This is a genomic window from Microbacterium bovistercoris, assembly GCF_003387575.1.
In the GTDB taxonomy this organism is placed as follows: Bacteria; Actinomycetota; Actinomycetes; order Actinomycetales; family Microbacteriaceae; genus Microbacterium; species Microbacterium bovistercoris.
This window is the reverse complement of the sequence record NZ_QUAB01000044.1, coordinates 1-15,202: the sequence shown is the minus strand read 5'-3', so window position 1 is coordinate 15,202 and position 15,202 is coordinate 1. Positions and strand designations below refer to the sequence as shown.

The 15,202-nt window shown below is 69.1% G+C and carries 12 protein-coding genes and 3 tRNA genes; 10 read left to right on the top strand and 5 right to left on the bottom strand.

Annotation, left to right across the window (positions count from 1 at the left end):
• Positions 1 to 39 precede the first annotated feature (39 nt).
• Complete coding sequence (gene rpoC, locus DY023_RS11620) at positions 40 to 3,915, top strand: DNA-directed RNA polymerase subunit beta' (protein ID WP_116242506.1); 3,876 nt, start codon at positions 40 to 42, stop codon at positions 3,913 to 3,915.
• A 143-nt stretch (positions 3,916 to 4,058) separates the two neighbouring features.
• Here the strand turns inward: rpoC and DY023_RS11615 are convergent, their stop codons facing one another.
• The gene (locus DY023_RS11615) at positions 4,059 to 4,655 is read right to left on the bottom strand and encodes a hypothetical protein (protein WP_116242505.1); all 597 of its coding nucleotides are present in this window, start codon (positions 4,653 to 4,655) and stop codon (positions 4,059 to 4,061) included.
• An 82-nt stretch (positions 4,656 to 4,737) separates the two neighbouring features.
• Between DY023_RS11615 and DY023_RS11610 the strand changes: the two genes are divergently transcribed.
• Positions 4,738 to 5,667, top strand: a complete 930-nt coding sequence (locus DY023_RS11610) for a carbohydrate kinase family protein (protein WP_116242504.1) — start codon at positions 4,738 to 4,740, stop codon at positions 5,665 to 5,667.
• Positions 5,668 to 5,716: 49 nt separating this feature from the next.
• On the opposite strand, the gene DY023_RS11605 is transcribed toward DY023_RS11610, so the two are convergent.
• The 3 genes from DY023_RS11605 to DY023_RS11595 form a co-directional block, all read right to left on the bottom strand.
• Positions 5,717 to 5,798: transfer RNA gene (locus DY023_RS11605), tRNA-Tyr, on the bottom strand.
• A gap of 95 nt (positions 5,799 to 5,893) precedes the next feature.
• Entirely contained in the window at positions 5,894 to 6,181 is a 288-nt protein-coding gene (locus DY023_RS11600) for a response regulator (protein ID WP_116242503.1), read from the bottom strand.
• Positions 6,182 to 6,304: 123 nt separating this feature from the next.
• Entirely contained in the window at positions 6,305 to 6,619 is a 315-nt protein-coding gene (locus tag DY023_RS11595) for a DUF2249 domain-containing protein (RefSeq protein WP_116242502.1), read from the bottom strand.
• A gap of 60 nt (positions 6,620 to 6,679) precedes the next feature.
• Here DY023_RS11595 and DY023_RS11590 point away from each other — a divergent pair, with 60 nt between their 5' ends.
• The 8 genes from DY023_RS11590 (at position 6,680) to DY023_RS11555 (ending at position 14,542) form a co-directional block, all read left to right on the top strand.
• Entirely contained in the window at positions 6,680 to 7,339 is a 660-nt protein-coding gene (locus tag DY023_RS11590) for a helix-turn-helix transcriptional regulator (protein WP_116242501.1), read from the top strand.
• 122 nt (positions 7,340 to 7,461) lie between these two features.
• Entirely contained in the window at positions 7,462 to 10,050 is a 2,589-nt protein-coding gene (locus tag DY023_RS11585; RefSeq protein WP_116242500.1) for a multicopper oxidase domain-containing protein, read from the top strand.
• 39 nt (positions 10,051 to 10,089) lie between these two features.
• On the top strand, positions 10,090 to 10,578 hold the full coding sequence (locus tag DY023_RS11580) for an FBP domain-containing protein (RefSeq protein WP_116242499.1): 489 nt from the start codon (positions 10,090 to 10,092) through the stop codon (positions 10,576 to 10,578).
• 70 nt (positions 10,579 to 10,648) lie between these two features.
• On the top strand, positions 10,649 to 11,446 hold the full coding sequence (locus DY023_RS11575) for an enoyl-CoA hydratase/isomerase family protein (RefSeq protein ID WP_116242498.1): 798 nt from the start codon (positions 10,649 to 10,651) through the stop codon (positions 11,444 to 11,446).
• A gap of 133 nt (positions 11,447 to 11,579) precedes the next feature.
• Complete coding sequence (locus DY023_RS11570; protein ID WP_116242497.1) at positions 11,580 to 12,368, top strand: inositol monophosphatase family protein; 789 nt, start codon at positions 11,580 to 11,582, stop codon at positions 12,366 to 12,368.
• Positions 12,369 to 12,662: 294 nt separating this feature from the next.
• On the top strand, positions 12,663 to 14,318 hold the full coding sequence (locus tag DY023_RS11565; protein ID WP_147303302.1) for a M23 family metallopeptidase: 1,656 nt from the start codon (positions 12,663 to 12,665) through the stop codon (positions 14,316 to 14,318).
• A 51-nt stretch (positions 14,319 to 14,369) separates the two neighbouring features.
• A tRNA-Thr gene (locus DY023_RS11560) sits at positions 14,370 to 14,441 on the top strand.
• Positions 14,442 to 14,468: 27 nt separating this feature from the next.
• A tRNA-Met gene (locus DY023_RS11555) sits at positions 14,469 to 14,542 on the top strand.
• A 67-nt stretch (positions 14,543 to 14,609) separates the two neighbouring features.
• Here DY023_RS11555 and DY023_RS11550 read toward each other — a convergent pair.
• Positions 14,610 to 15,083: a MarR family winged helix-turn-helix transcriptional regulator gene (locus DY023_RS11550; protein ID WP_181905830.1), complete on the bottom strand. Its 474-nt coding sequence runs from the start codon at positions 15,081 to 15,083 to the stop codon at positions 14,610 to 14,612.
• Positions 15,084 to 15,202 lie beyond the last annotated feature (119 nt).

Genomic DNA, 15,202 nt, shown 5'->3' with positions numbered 1-15,202 from the left:
CCAACTTTTCTTCAGAAGAATTTCGACACAGGAGAACTAGTGCTCGACGCAACAACTTTCGATGAGCTTCGGATCGGACTGGCGACCGCTGACGACATCCGCGGATGGTCGTACGGCGAGGTCAAGAAGCCCGAGACGATCAACTACCGCACGCTCAAGCCCGAGAAGGACGGCCTCTTCGGCGAGCAGATCTTCGGACCCAGCCGCGACTGGGAGTGCGCCTGCGGCAAGTACAAGCGCGTCCGCTTCAAGGGCATCGTCTGCGAGCGCTGCGGCGTGGAGGTCACCAAGAGCTCCGTCCGCCGTGAGCGCATGGGCCACATCGAGCTCGCCGCGCCCGTGACGCACATCTGGTACTTCAAGGGCGTGCCCTCGCGCCTCGGGTACCTGCTCGACATGGCGCCGAAGGACCTCGAGAAGGTCATCTACTTCGCCGCCTACATGGTGATCTCGGTCGACGAGGATGCTCGTCACCGCGACCTCGCCACGCAGGAGAACAACATCCGCCTCGAGCTGAAGACGCTCGGCGACCGCCGCGACGCCAAGATCGCGGAGCGCCTGGCCAAGCTGGAGGAGGAGCTCGCCGCTCTCGAGGCGGAGGGTGCCAAGGCCGACCAGAAGAAGAAGGTCAAGGACGCCGCCGAGAAGGAGATGACTCTCATCCGGAAGGGTGCGGACGAGGCCATCGCCAAGCTCGAGCGCGTGTGGGAGGACTTCCGCACGCTCGAGGTGGGCTCGCTTCGTCCCGAGGACGACGTCTTCCACGAGCTGCAGGACCGCTTCGGTCAGTACTTCGAGGCCTACATGGGCGCCGAGTCGATCCAGCGTCGCCTGGCGGCGTTCGACCTGGCCGCCGAGGCCGAGTCGCTGCGCCTGCAGATCGCCGAGGGCAAGGGCCAGCGCAAGATCCGTGCGATCAAGCGCCTGAAGGTCGTCAACTCGTTCCTCGAGACCGGCATGAGCCCGGCCGCGATGGTGCTCGACGTCGTTCCGGTGATCCCGCCGGAGCTGCGCCCGATGGTGCAGCTGGACGGTGGCCGCTTCGCGACCTCCGACCTGAACGACCTGTACCGCCGCGTGATCAACCGCAACAACCGTCTTCGTCGTCTGATCGACCTCGGCGCCCCCGAGATCATCGTCAACAACGAGAAGCGGATGCTGCAGGAGGCCGTCGACGCCCTGTTCGACAACGGCCGCCGCGGTCGCCCCGTCACCGGCACCGGCAACCGCGCCCTGAAGTCCCTCAGCGACATGCTGAAGGGTAAGCAGGGTCGCTTCCGCCAGAACCTGCTCGGCAAGCGCGTCGACTACTCGGGCCGTTCGGTCATCGTCGTCGGTCCGCAGCTGAAGCTGCACCAGTGCGGTCTGCCCAAGCAGATGGCTCTGGAGCTGTTCAAGCCGTTCGTGATCAAGCGCCTGATCGACCTCGGTCACTCGCAGAACATCAAGGCCGCCAAGCGCGCCGTCGAGCGCACCCGTCCCGAGGTCTGGGACGTGCTCGAGGAGATCATCCGCGAGCGTCCGGTGCTGCTGAACCGCGCCCCCACCCTGCACCGCCTCGGTATCCAGGCCTTCGAGCCGCAGCTCGTCGAGGGCAAGGCCATCCAGCTGCACCCGCTCGTCTGCGCCGCCTTCAACGCGGACTTCGACGGTGACCAGATGGCCGTGCACCTGCCGCTGTCGGTCGAGGCTCAGGCCGAGGCCCGCGTGCTGATGCTCGCGTCGAACAACATCCTCAAGCCGTCCGACGGCCGTCCGGTCACCCTGCCCTCGCAGGACATGATCATCGGTCTGCACCACCTCACCACCGTCACCCCGGGTGCCGCCGGTGAGGGCCGTGCGTTCGGTTCGGTCGGCGAGGCCATGCTGGCCCGCGACGAGGGCACGCTCGACCTGCAGGCGAAGGTCCGCATCCGGATCCCGGGTCTGACCTTCCTCGAGGGCGAGGCTCCCGAGGGCTACGAGCGCCACGGCCTCGTGGACGCCTCGCTGGGCCAGGCGATCTTCAACGACGCGATGCCGAAGGGCTACCCGTTCGTGCGTGAGGTCGCCGACAAGGGCAAGCTGTCGCAGATCGTCAACAAGCTGGCCGAGGAGTACCCCAAGGTCGAGACGGCGGCGACGCTGGACCGCATCAAGGACGCCGGCTTCTACTGGGCCACCCGTTCGGGTGTCACGGTGGCGCTGAGCGACATCCTCACCCCGCCGAACAAGGCGGAGATCGTGGCCGGCTACGAGAAGCAGGCCGCGAAGGTCCAGTCGCAGTACGAGAAGGGTCTCACCACCGACGCCGAGCGTCGTCAGGAGCTCATCAAGATCTGGACCGAGGCGACCGACGAGGTCCAGGCCGCGATGAAGGCCAACTTCCCGATCGACAACACCATCAACCGCATGGTGTCGTCGGGTGCTCGTGGTAACTGGCTGCAGATCCGCAACATCGCGGGTATGCGTGGTCTGGTGAACAACCCCAAGGGTGAGATCATCCCGCGTCCGATCATCTCCTCGTACCGCGAGGGTCTGTCGGTGGCGGAGTACTTCATCGCGACGCACGGTACCCGTAAGGGTCTGGCCGACACCGCTCTGCGCACCGCCGACTCGGGTTACCTGACCCGTCGTCTGGTGGACGTCTCGCAGGATGTCATCATCCGTGAGCAGGACTGCGGCACGACCAAGGGTCTCGAGCTGCCGATCGCGGCTCCGAACTCGCAGGGCGAGCTGGTCCGCGACGCGAACGTCGAGAACTCGGTGTTCGCCCGCACGCTGGCATCCGATGTCGTGAACGAGTCGGGCGAGGTCCTCGCCTCGGCCGGTGACGACGTGGGCGACGTGCTGATCGACAAGCTGGTCGAGGCCGGTGTCGAGACCATCAAGGTCCGCTCCGTGCTGACCTGCGACTCGGCTGTCGGTGTCTGCGCGCAGTGCTACGGCCGTTCGCTCGCGACCGGCAAGACCGTCGACATCGGCGAGGCCGTCGGCATCATCGCGGCCCAGTCGATCGGTGAGCCCGGTACCCAGCTGACGATGCGTACCTTCCACACCGGTGGTTCGGCCTCGGCCGATGACATCACCCAGGGTCTGCCCCGTGTGCAGGAGCTCTTCGAGGCTCGTACGCCGAAGGGTGCCTCCCCGATCGCCGAGGCCGACGGCCGCATCACGATCGAGGAGAACGACAAGGGCAAGAAGGTCATCCTCACGCCCGACAGCGGTGACGAAGAGGTGGTCTACCCGGTGCTGAAGCGTGCGACGCTTCTCGTCGAGGACGGCCAGCACGTCACCGTCGGTCAGCCCCTGCAGGTCGGCACGCTCGACCCCAAGGAGGTCATGCGCGTCATGGGCGCCCGCGAGGTGCAGCGTTACCTCGTCAACGGCGTGCAGGGCGTGTACCGCTCGCAGGGTGTGCCGATCCACGACAAGCACATCGAGGTCATCGTGCGCCAGATGCTGCGCAAGGTCACCGTCGTCGACCACGGCGACACGACCCTGCTGCCCGGTGAGATGGTGGACCTCAAGCGCTACCAGTCGATCAACCGCGAGTCGGTGTCCGAGGGCAAGCGCCCGGCGTCGGGCCGTCCGGAGCTGATGGGTATCACCAAGGCTTCGCTGGCGACCGAGTCCTGGCTGTCGGCGGCTTCCTTCCAGGAGACGACCCGCGTGCTCACGCAGGCCGCCATGGAGGGCAAGCGCGACCCGCTGGTCGGCCTCAAGGAGAACGTCATCATCGGTAAGCTCATCCCGGCCGGCACCGGTCTCGCCAAGTACCGTGACATCACGGTCGAGGCGACCGAGGAGGCCAAGAGCGAGCGCTACCCGAACCGGATCTTCGCATCCGACGGCGCGTACGCCGAGGGCGACTTCGGCTACGTCGACTTCGACGCGTTCTCGACCGACGACATCACGCCCGGCACTTACAACTGATTGAGGCGAGAGCCGGCGAGCTTGCTCGTCCGGCCGAGCCGATTGAAGTTGTAGAGCGACGAAGTCGCGATATAACTGAGTGCTGAGCTGATGAGGCCCCGGCCCCTCTTCGGAGGGGTCGGGGCCTTCGTCGTTCCCGGGACTCAGCCCCAGATGCTCGCGATGATCGCGTCGGTGTACCCCTTGGGGGCGAGGTTCGAGTACTGCGTGTCGATGAGCACGCCCTGGCGGTAGAACAGCGTGCGCCCGTCGGTGACGGGGTAGGTCTCGTTCTTCCAGATCTTCTCGCAGCGAGTGCCCTCGTCGGGCGTGTAGCAGGTGAACCCGTCGGCCATGAGGGCGTTGAGCTGATCGAGGGCGGCTCCGCTGCGCTTGTGCTGGATCGTGGTCGTCAGGCCCGTCGTGTCGGCCTGCGGGTCTCCCCAGATGCACTTGAGTGATCCGTCGTCGAGCGTGCCGGAGGGTCCGAAGGCCTTGTCGTTCAGCGGTACGTCCTTCAGCTGGGCGAGCACGTCATCGTTGAGGACCTTGCGGCAGTCCTTCGGGATCGCCGCAGGCTTCACCGTCGGCGTCGGCGTCGCCGACGGCGAGGGCGTCTTGTCGCCGGCATCCGTGCTCTTCGTCGTCGAGGAGGTCGTCTTGCCGGCTCCGCCGGGATCGGATGCCGCGGGCGCGCAGCCCGCGAGAAGGACGGATGCCGCGACGGCGGCGGCGATCGCGAACACGCGCGCGGCTCTCATGGCCACAGGCTAGCGCCGGGTCGGTGCTCTCTCCGCGCGCGAAACGCGCTGTCCGCGTCGGCGGGCGCGATAGTCTCGCCGCATGATGCAGGAGCAGGGATCGGCACGCGGCGCGGTCGTCATCGGAGACGCGCTGATCGACGAGATCCACGATGCCGGCGGAGTGCGGGAGCTCGTCGGCGGCGCGGCACTGAACGTCGCGGTCGGGCTGCGCCGGCTCGGTGTCCCGGTCACGCTCATCGCGATGGTCGGGGCGGACGAGGCAGGGGATCACATCCGCGAGTATCTGGCCGACCACGGCGTCGCCCTGATCGAGAGCCCCGCTCCGCTCGGATCCTCGCGCGCCGTCGTCCGGCGTGCGCAGAACGGTGAGCCGGAGTATGTGTTCAACGACGCCGCGCAGCGGCGCAGCATCCGTTATGGCGACGAGGCGCGTGCGGCGATCGCGGATGCGGGGATCGCGGTGGTCAGCTGCTTCCCGTTCGACGTCCCCGCCGAGACGGAAGCCCTGGTCGAGGCACTCGGTGACGCGACCCTCGTGATCGATCCGAACCCGCGCGCCGGAATGCTGACGGACCGGTCCGAGTTCGTGCACGGCTTCGAGCGCCTCGCGGCGCGGGCCGGGCTCGTCAAGGTCGGTGCCGATGATGCCGCGCTGCTCTACGACGGCGACCTCGATGCCCTGCGCACCAGGCTGCGCTCCGCCGGAGCGCACGCGGTGCTCGCGACCGCCGGCGCGGCCGGCGCGGTGCTCGACACGGATTCCGGGATCGTCGAGGCTCCGATCGCCACGCTGCCGGGACGGATCGTCGACACGGTCGGGGCCGGTGATGCGACGCTGGCCGCGGTGGCCGCCGGGCTGGTCGACGGACGCCCTTCGGGACAGGCCGACTGGCGGACGCTGCTTGAGCGCGCGATGCTGATCGCGGCCGCGACCTGCCGCTCCGAGGGTGGTCTGCTCCGCACGCCCGAGTCGCTGGCCGAGTCGGAGCGCGGAGTGCAGGGCAGCTGACGGGTCAACGAAATGAGACCCCCGCACAGCGGAGGTCTCATTTCTTGGGTGGCGAGTGAGGGATTCGAACCCCCGAAGCATTCCGCGGCTGATTTACAGTCAGCTCCCTTTGGCCGCTCGGGCAACTCGCCATGCACACCCGTCCGACTTGAACAGCCAACCGGGGGCGCGAGAAATCATATTACCCGCCGTTGCGCCGCGCAGGAAATCGAGTCGGATGCGGGCTTCAGAGGCGCTGCAGTCGGCGCTCCGGACCCTCGATCCTGGCGATGGCGATCTTCACCTCGACGAGCTCGTTCTCCACGCGGCCGAGGCGTGTGTCGAGGCCGTCGATGCGGTTGTCCACGCGGTCGAATCGGGCATCGACCTGCGCGAAGCGGGCATCGACCTGATCGAAGCGCGCGTCCATTCTCTTCGTCTGGTTGCCGAGCAGCCAGGCGACTCCGCCGAGCATCGCCACGGCGAAGGCGAAGAGCGAGATGATCATTCCGATCACGTCCGGTGACACGAACATGCCTCCATTCTGCTCCGGCGTCGTGCGGTTCGCCATTGACAGTACGGACTACGGCCGACAGCGGACGGCGGGTCTCTCACGATTGTGGAGAACCCGCGGGATCGCGCGCCGGTGCGGGAGGACTCAGCCCGCGTTGCGCACCAGGACGCGCCAGCACTCCGGACCCTCGTCGAGATAGCGCGTGTGGAACTGCGCGCCGTGCTTGGCATCGAGCTGAGTCAGCAGCGGCACCGGGTCGTGCGTGGCCGAGATCACCATCGCAGCTCCCGGCCGGAGCGATTCGATCGCTCCGAAGACGGCCGCGTGCCGGATCGCGTGCGGGATGGTCTGCACGTCGAGCTCGGGCAGCTCCTCGTCATGCTCGCCGCAGGTGCAGCCGGCCATCGGGCTCTGATCCACGGCCTCGGACCGTGAGCGATGGATCTCGATGTTCGCCATGGGTTTTCTCCGTCCTCACCCGGATGCGGGTTCGCGGCCGAGTTTATTACAATAGATCCCGTGGAAAATAGGCTGAGTGCCGGAGAAGACCGCCGCAGGACCTCAGGGGACAGGCGGCATTCGTCGAGCCGTGAGCGCATCCTGCGCGAGATCGAGGCGCGCCCGGCATCCACGGCTGACCTCGTCGCCGCGACGGGCCTGCACGAGAACACCGTGCGCGGTCACCTCGAGCGTCTGCTCGCCGACGGTCACATCGCGCGTGAGAAGGAGGCGCCGTCCGGCCGTGGGCGTCCGTCGCTGCGCTGGCGCGCGGTTCGCGACGATGCCGCCGCGCCCTACGCGGGGCTCGCCGTCGCCCTCGCCGAGGGGCTCGCGAACACCAGCGCGCATCCGGCGCGTGAGGCCAAGGACGTGGGACGCACCTGGGGTGCTCGGCTCGCCGAGGACCGCGCCGAAGGCGATGCGCGCACCCTCGTGCTCGACGTCATGCGCGAGCAGGGGTTCGCCCCGGATCCGGCGGAGTCGGATGCCGAGGAGCGAACTCTCCTGCGCAACTGCCCGCTGCTCGCCGCGGCATCCCGGCGGTCCGACGTGGTGTGCGCGGTGCACGAGGGGCTCATCGAGGGACTCGCCCGCAGCCGTGCGGCCGTAGCGACGGCGAAGCTTCTGCCCTTCGCCGCCGACGGCGCCTGCATCCTGCACCTGCAGGTCGCGTCGTGATGCCCGGCCCGCGCGGGGGCGACGGGCGCTCAACGACCGGTGGCATCAGCCCCGCGGGTCCTGAGCGCGCGAAGCGAGACGACGGGCGCTCGACCGGGAGCAGGAACCGCGGGTTCCAGCCGATGCGCGACATCCCGACTGCCGTGTGGCTGCTGCTGACGATCGTCGCCGCCGTCGCGCACCGCGCACTGCCTGCGCCGGGCTGGCTGATGATCCACCTGCTGCTGGTCGGTGCGGTCACGCACGCGATCCTCACCTGGAGCCAGTACTTCTCGTGGGCGCTGCTGCGCGGGCGCCCGACACCGACGGATGCTCGCACGCAGACCATCCGGCTGATCCTGTCCAACGCGGGCGCGGCACTCGTGATCGCCGGGGTGCTCAGCAGCATCTGGCCGATCACCCTCGTCGGCGCGACATCCCTCATCGTCGCCGTCGGCTGGCACGGTGCGAGCCTGATCCGCCGTGCACGGCGCAGCATGCCGGGCCGGTTCGGCCGCACCGTGCGGTACTACATCGTCTCGGCCGCGCTGCTCATGGTCGGCGCGGCCATCGGCGCCGTCCTGGCTCGCGGCGGCGACCTGCCGAACCTCGTGCTCGCGCATGCCCTGATCAACGTGCTCGGCTGGATCGGGCTCACCGTCGCGGGCACCGTCGTCACCCTGTGGCCGACGGTCCTGCGCACCCGCGCCGACGCGCACGCCGCCGACGGCGCGGCGCGTGCGCTGCCGTGGCTCGCCGCCGGAGTCTCGGTCGCCGCCCTCGGCGCGGCGCTGGCCTGGCTGCCGGTGCTGGCGCTGGGCCTGGCGGCTTACCTCGGCGGGTTGGTCGTGATCGGCATCTCCCTGTGGAGGGTGGCCAGGAGCAAGCCGCCGCGCAGCTTCGCGGCGATGTCGGTCGGGATGGCGCTGATCTGGTGGGCAGGCGCCGTCGCGATGCTCATCGCCGGCACGGTCATCGCCTTCGCCGACGGATCGGGGTTCGCCGCGGTCTCGGCACTGCTCGACGGCATCGTGCCGTACCTCGCCGCCGGCTTCGCCGCGCAGGTGCTGCTCGGCGCCCTCAGTTATCTCGTGCCCGTGGTGCTGGGCGGCGGACCGACCCCGGTGCGGATCGGCACGGCTGCCTTCGACCGCGGAGCTGCGTGGCGGGTGACGGTCGCGAATGCCGCGCTCGCGGTGTGCGCGCTGCCCGTGTCGAGCCTGTCGCGGGTGGTGGCATCCGTGCTCTATCTGATCGCGATGGCGTCGTTCCTGCCGATCATGTTCCTCGCGATGCGCGCGCAGCGCCGGGCTAAGGCCGTAGGGATGACCTTGAGCGGAACGCACACCGGCCCGATCGTGCCCGAGGGCGAGCGTCCGCGTGGCCGTCGCGCCGGACAGGCCGTCACCGGCCTGCTGGCCGTGGTGCTGGCCGTCGCCGTGCCCGCCGCGGCGGATCCGGCCGGCTTCGGCTGGTCGGCGGCACCGACCGGCGATGCGGATGCCCCGGTCAAGACCGTGCAGGTCGAGGCGGCCGACATGCGCTTCACGCCCAGCCGCATAGAGGTTCCGGCGGGCACGCGGCTGGTGATCGAGTTGACCAACACCGACGAGGAGCAGGTGCACGACCTGGTCTTCGCGAACGGCGTCGCAGGGGGTCGGCTCGCACCCGGCGAGTCGCAGACCATCGACGTCGGCGTGATCGCGAAGGATCTCGACGGCTGGTGCTCGATCATCGGGCACAGGCAGATGGGCATGACCATGTCGATCGTCGCGACCGGTGCGTCCGGCTCGTCTTCGGATGCTGGCACCTCGGATGCCGGCGGGCATGGCGAGCACGCGGCATCCGCGCCCATCGACCTGATGGCGGACCCGGGTGAGGACTTCACGCCTTTCGATGCCGGACTGCCGGCTCTGCCGGCATCCGCCGGACCGGCGCATCGCCGACTCACGCTGACCGCACGGGACGTCGAGACCGAGGTCGCGCCCGGTGTGACGCAGACGCTGTGGGCCTACGACGGCACCGCGCCGGGGCCCGTGCTGCACGGCCGGGTCGGCGACACGTTCGAGATCACGCTCGTGAACGACGGCACGATGGGGCATTCGATCGACTTCCACGCGGGTTCGCTGGCGCCCGATCGGCCGATGCGCACGATCGTGCCGGGCGAGAGCCTGACGTACACGTTCACCGCGACGCGCGCCGGCATCTGGATGTATCACTGCTCGACCATGCCGATGACGGCGCACATCGCCAACGGCATGTACGGCGCGGTCGTGATCGAGCCCGACGATCGGCCGGCGGTGGACCGCAGCTATGTGCTGGTGCAGGGCGAGTACTACCTCGGCGACCACGACGGCGGTGAGGTCGACCTGGACAGGATCGCCACGCGCAACCCCGATCTCGTCGTCTTCAACGGCTACGCGAACCAGTACGACCACGCGCCGCTGCCGGCGACGGTCGGCGAGCGGGTGCGCGTGTGGGTGCTGGATGCCGGGATAGAGAGGTCATCGAGCTTCCATGTGATCGGCGGGCAGTTCGACACCGTCTGGGCCGAGGGCCGGTACTTGTTGAACAGGTCTGCCGACACGGGTTCACAGGCTCTCGGCCTGATGCCCGCGCAGGGCGGGTTCGTCGAGCTGACCTTCCCCGAGGCCGGGCACTACCCGTTCGTGTCGCACTTCATGATCGATGCCGAGCGCGGCGCGCACGGAGTGTTCGACGTGACGGGGTGACTCACCGACGGCGCGGGAGGGCGTGCATAGACTGAGTCGATGCATCCGCTGACCGAGGCCGACGTCCGGGCATCCTTCGTCAACGCCACAGGCGACGAGCTGGGACTGATCGAACTGCCGCACGACTTCCTCCTCACGGATTGGGACTACCTCGACTTCTTCGCCTGGCGCGATCCGTCGTCCACGCGTCGCGGATACGTGCTGATCGAGCACGAGGGTGCGACCGTCGGGATCGTGCTGCAGTCCGGCGGCGCCGGTCGCACCCGCTCGGGCATGTGCAACATCTGCCACACCATGCAGCCCGGCAACCAGGTCGCGCTGTGGGCCGCACGTCGGGCAGGGGATCGCGGGCGCCGCGGCGACACGGTCGGCACCTACGTATGCGCCGACCTGTCGTGCCACGAGAACGTGCGGCTCGCGCATCCGCTGGCTCCGAACGAAGTGCTCGCGCCCGGCCAGGTCGACATGCGGCTGGACGGCACCCGCCGCCGGATGCACGACCTCGTCGTCCGGGTACTTGCGGACTGAGTGTCATGGATGCGGCGACTCAGTCCCGCGGATACGCTGGAGGCTCACCTACGCATCGAAGGAGACGCCAATGGGCGAGCCCATCCTGTTCACTGTCGACGAGGGCCTCGCACGGCTCACCCTGAACCGCCCGGCCCGGCTGAACGCCTTCAACGGCGATCTCGCCTACGCCTGGCGGGATGCCACGGCCGAGGCCGTCGCCCGTGACGACGTGCGCGCCATCCTCATCGATGCCGCAGGTCCGGCGTTCTGCGCCGGCGGCGACGTGCTCGACATGGCGACCGAGATGGGTTCCGGCGAGGACATCACCGCGTTCGCCCGCGTGATCAACGAGGGCATCCGCTCGCTCACCGATTCGGCCAAGCCGGTCGTGGCCGCTGCGCACGGCACGACCGCGGGCGGCGGCCTCGGCATCCTGCTCTGCAGTGACTACGCCGTGGTCGGCGCGCACTCGAAGCTCGGCAGCCTCTACGCGAACATCGGCCTCACGCCCGACCTGTCGGTGTCGGCGCAGCTCGCCCGCGCGGTCGGTCAGCGCCGTGCGCTGCAGCTCGTGCTGCAGGACCGCATGCTCAGCGCGGCCGAGGCCGTCGAGTGGGGCCTCGTCGCCGAGGCGGTCGCCGCCGCGGAGGGGACGGATGCTGCAGCCGAGGCCGCCGCCGTGCAGGCTCGTGCCGAGGAGATCGCCCGGTTCTGGCTGGCCGGCGCCGCCGGGGCCTACGGGCACGCGAAGCGCCTGGTGCGCTCGCAGCCGGAGCGCACGTTCCACGAACAGCTCGAGGAGGAGGCGCTCTCGATCGGCGCATCCTTCGAGACGCCGGAGGCGCAGGCGCGCGTCGCGGCCTTCGCGGCGCGCTCCGCCCGCTGAGGCGCTCCGCCCGCTGGTTGCTGGTCACGGATGCAGGCGGGATGCCCGGGTGTCGGCGGGTCCGGTCGGGTTCGTGCCTGCATCGGTGACAGGGGTGCGGGAGACTGGAGGTCCGGCCGACCAGGAGGAACGCATGACCGACATCGAACTCGGTACGCTCGCCGCGGAGATCGCCCGCGAAGCGGGGGAGCTCGCGGAACGCCGGCGTCGCGAGGGAGTGCGCCTCGCCGCCACGAAGTCGACGCTCGCCGACATCGTGACCGAGGCCGACCGCGAGGTCGAGACGCTGATCAGGGAGCGGCTCGCGGCGGAGCGCCCCGATGACGGATTCCTCGGCGAGGAGTCCGGCGCGGCCGGCGGGGCGAGCGGCTACACCTGGGTCGTGGATCCGATCGACGGTACGGTCAACTACAGCTACGGGATTCCGGCGTACTCGGTGAGCATCGCTGTCGTGGAGGGTGCTCCCGACCCCGAGGCCTGGACGGGTATCGCCGGCGCGGTCTGCGCGCCCGGGCTGGGCGAGCTGTTCACGGCCGTCCGCGGCGAAGGTGCGTGGCACGACGGCGTGCGACTGGCGGTGACCGCCGAGACTCCTGCGGGGGCGCTGCTGGCGACGGGGTTCGGCTACGACCCGTCCACGCACGACGGCGATCTGGCGACAGTGCGGCGGGTGATGACCATGGCCCGCGACCTGCGCAGGATGGGTTCCGCGGCGATCGACCTCTCCTACGTCGCGGCCGGGCGTCTGGACGGGTTCTTCGAGCGCGGGCTCAACGCGTGGGACTTCGCGGCCGGGGCGATCCTCGTCGCCGAGGCCGGGGGAGCGGTGACGCGCATCGACCTGGATGCCCGGCGGCCGCTGTTGTATGCCGGCGGCAGCGATGTGCACGCCAGGCTCGGAGCACTGCTCGCCGACGGCTGATTCGTAAGGGAGCTCCACATTTCTGGCCGGCGCTCATGGTGTTCCCAGCCGGAACCGGGTATCGTTTACCCGATCGTTACTTTCGTTTACCCGAGCGAGAGTCCCCCCCCGTCTGACGCGCGACCCGAGAGATTACCTTTGCCCTTCGATGCCCCTGAGACCGGCTCTGCCCCCGAGCGTCGGTCGGACCGACGCCGCGCGGTGCCTGCAGAGTCTGCGCCCGAGGTGACGTCGCCGGCTACTCCGATCTCCCGTCGCGCTGCGCGCGAACGCCAGACCGGCGAGGTTCCCGTCGTGCAGTCGCCGACTGCCGAGCAGCCGTTCCTCGGCCGCCGGGCACGTCGCGCGGGAACCCTGCCGACCCCGGCATCGGATGCCGCGCCCTGGCGGGCGGCGATGTCGGATGCCGGTGGCCGTGGATCTTCCGTTCCCGCTGAGCCTGTCGTCGATGCCGAGCAGGGCGTGGAGGCCGAGCCGATCGTGGAGGCCGAGCCGATCGCGCCGGTCGCCGCAGCCGAGCTGAAGACCGAGCGGCTGGTCATCGAGGAGCCCTCTGCGGCGGAGCAGCTCGCGGCCGAGCAGGCCCGGGCTGAGCAGGCTGCCGCGGAGCAGGCATACGCCGAGCGAGTCGCGGCCGAGCGGGCTGCTGCCGAGCAGGCTCGGGCCGCACAGGTTCGTGCCGAGCAGATCGCCGCTGAGCAGGCTCGCGCGGCGCAGGCGGCCGAGCAGGCCCGTGTCGAGCGCATTGCTGCTGAGCGTGCTGCCGCTGAGCGGTCTGCAGCGGAGGCTGCGCGCGTGGCTGCAGAGCTGGCCGCCGCTGAGCAGGCAGCCGCCGAGGCGCACACACAGCGCCTCGCCTCCGAGCAGGCTCGCGCCGAGCAGGCTCGCGCTGAGCAGGCTCGCGCGGCTGAGCAGGCTCGTGCCGAGCGCGCCGCAGCTGAGCAGGCAGCCTCCGCAGACTCGCGCCGGGAGCAGGTTTCCGCGTCGCCGGCATCCGGATACGCCTTCGCGACCGGGCCGAACGCGAGCGACTTCCGCGCGGACTCCTCCGTCGACGCGTTCACTGCGGCGGCAGAGGCCTTCGGATTCAGCGGGGACGACCTCGCAGAGGCCGCCGAGCCGGCTCCGGAGGCATCCGTCGCTGAAGAATCCGACGACGAGCCGAGTGCAGAGCATGTCGCACCGCGCCGTGGTCGCCGCTTCGGTCGCAAGATCGTCGCAGCCGGCGCCTCCCTCGGCGTGATGAGCCTCGCCGGGCTGATGCTCGTCTCGATGACGCTGCCCTCCGAGGCGGTCGCCGCGGCACAGGGGTACGGTGCACAGTCCGTGACCTCGCTCACCGCTGTGGAGACGCCGCAGAGCAAGGCTGCCGAGGAAGACATCCAGGCGTTCGTCGCGCCGTCTGACGTCGAGAGCGAGCCCGTCGCCCGTTCCGGCGAGTTCTCGTCGATGTCGATGGTCGACCTCGCTGCCCAAGAGGGCATCAAGTACTCGAACAGCCTGTACACGAACGACACCACAGCGGCGATCCAGTGGCCGTTCGCCGTCGGTGTCGCGATGACCTGGCCGTACGGTATGCGCCGCGGCAAGATGCACGAGGGTGTCGACCTGGTGCCCGGCAACGGCGCACCGATCCAGTCGATCGCCGACGGCGTGGTGCGCAAGGCGACCGAGAACGGCGGCGGCTACGGCGTCACGGTCTACATCGACCACATGATCGACGGCAAAGTCATCACGAGCCACTACTCGCACATGCAGCACGGCTCGATCCGCGTGAAGACCGGCCAGCAGGTCAAGGTCGGCGACATCGTCGGCCTGGTCGGCAACACCGGTCACTCCTTCGGCGCACACCTTCACTTCGAGCTTCTCCGCAACGGATCGACCTTCGACCCGCTGCCCTGGCTGAAGTCGAACGCAGGACGACACGAAGGGGTCGGTCCGATTTCCTGATCAGGCCTCCGGGATGTTAGGCTTTCCTGGTTGCCCGGAGACGGGAAACATGCCCCGATAGCTCAGTGGCAGAGCACTTCCATGGTAAGGAAGGGGTCGTCAGTTCAATCCTGACTCGGGGCTCGCAGCACTCGGAATCCGAGTGCCCGTGGCAGGGTAGCTCAGTTGGTGAGAGCGCACGACTCATAATCGTGAGGTCGCGGGTTCAAGCCCCGCTCCTGCTACGAAAGCCCCCGGCTCCACCCGGGGGCTTTTTTCTTTTTCGCCGACCGGTGTTATCGGCGTGGCGCCTCAGGCGGGTCGTTCGTTCGCCCGTCGCGTAGCCGTGGCGGCGTGGTCGAGGAAGTCTGCGATGATGCGGAGCGCGTCCTCGTCAAGCCCGGTGAAAGCCGTGCTCAGGTCCTCGCCGAGAGGAGAGAGCAGGCCGAACAGCCGCGGAAGGTGATCGGGAAGCGCGCGAACGTACACCGTCCGCCGATCGGCGTCGGAGCGTTCCCGTGTCACCCAGCCCTGCTCCGCCAGGCGATCGACGATGCCGGTCGTGGTCGCCGGCCGAAGGGCGAGCATTCGTGACAGGTCGCCGATCGTGACTGGGCCGTGACGGTGCACCAGGTTGAAGCACTGCAGGTCGACCGGTCGTAGCCCGACCTGGGCACTGAGATGATGCCCGAGGATCGCCAGCTGCAGCTCCAGCTCGCGGTAGCGGTCGAGGACGCGCCAGGTCGCGGAGTCGCCGTTGTTGATGTCGGGCACGGAATCGGGCACGGTCTCATCTTCCCAGCATGTCGGGTCTGCTGCACGGATAGGTGACACCTGATCTGTGGTGCCGACTGGTGCCGCTGGGAGGATGTCATCATGCCCAAGCCCTATCCCCGTGAGTTCCG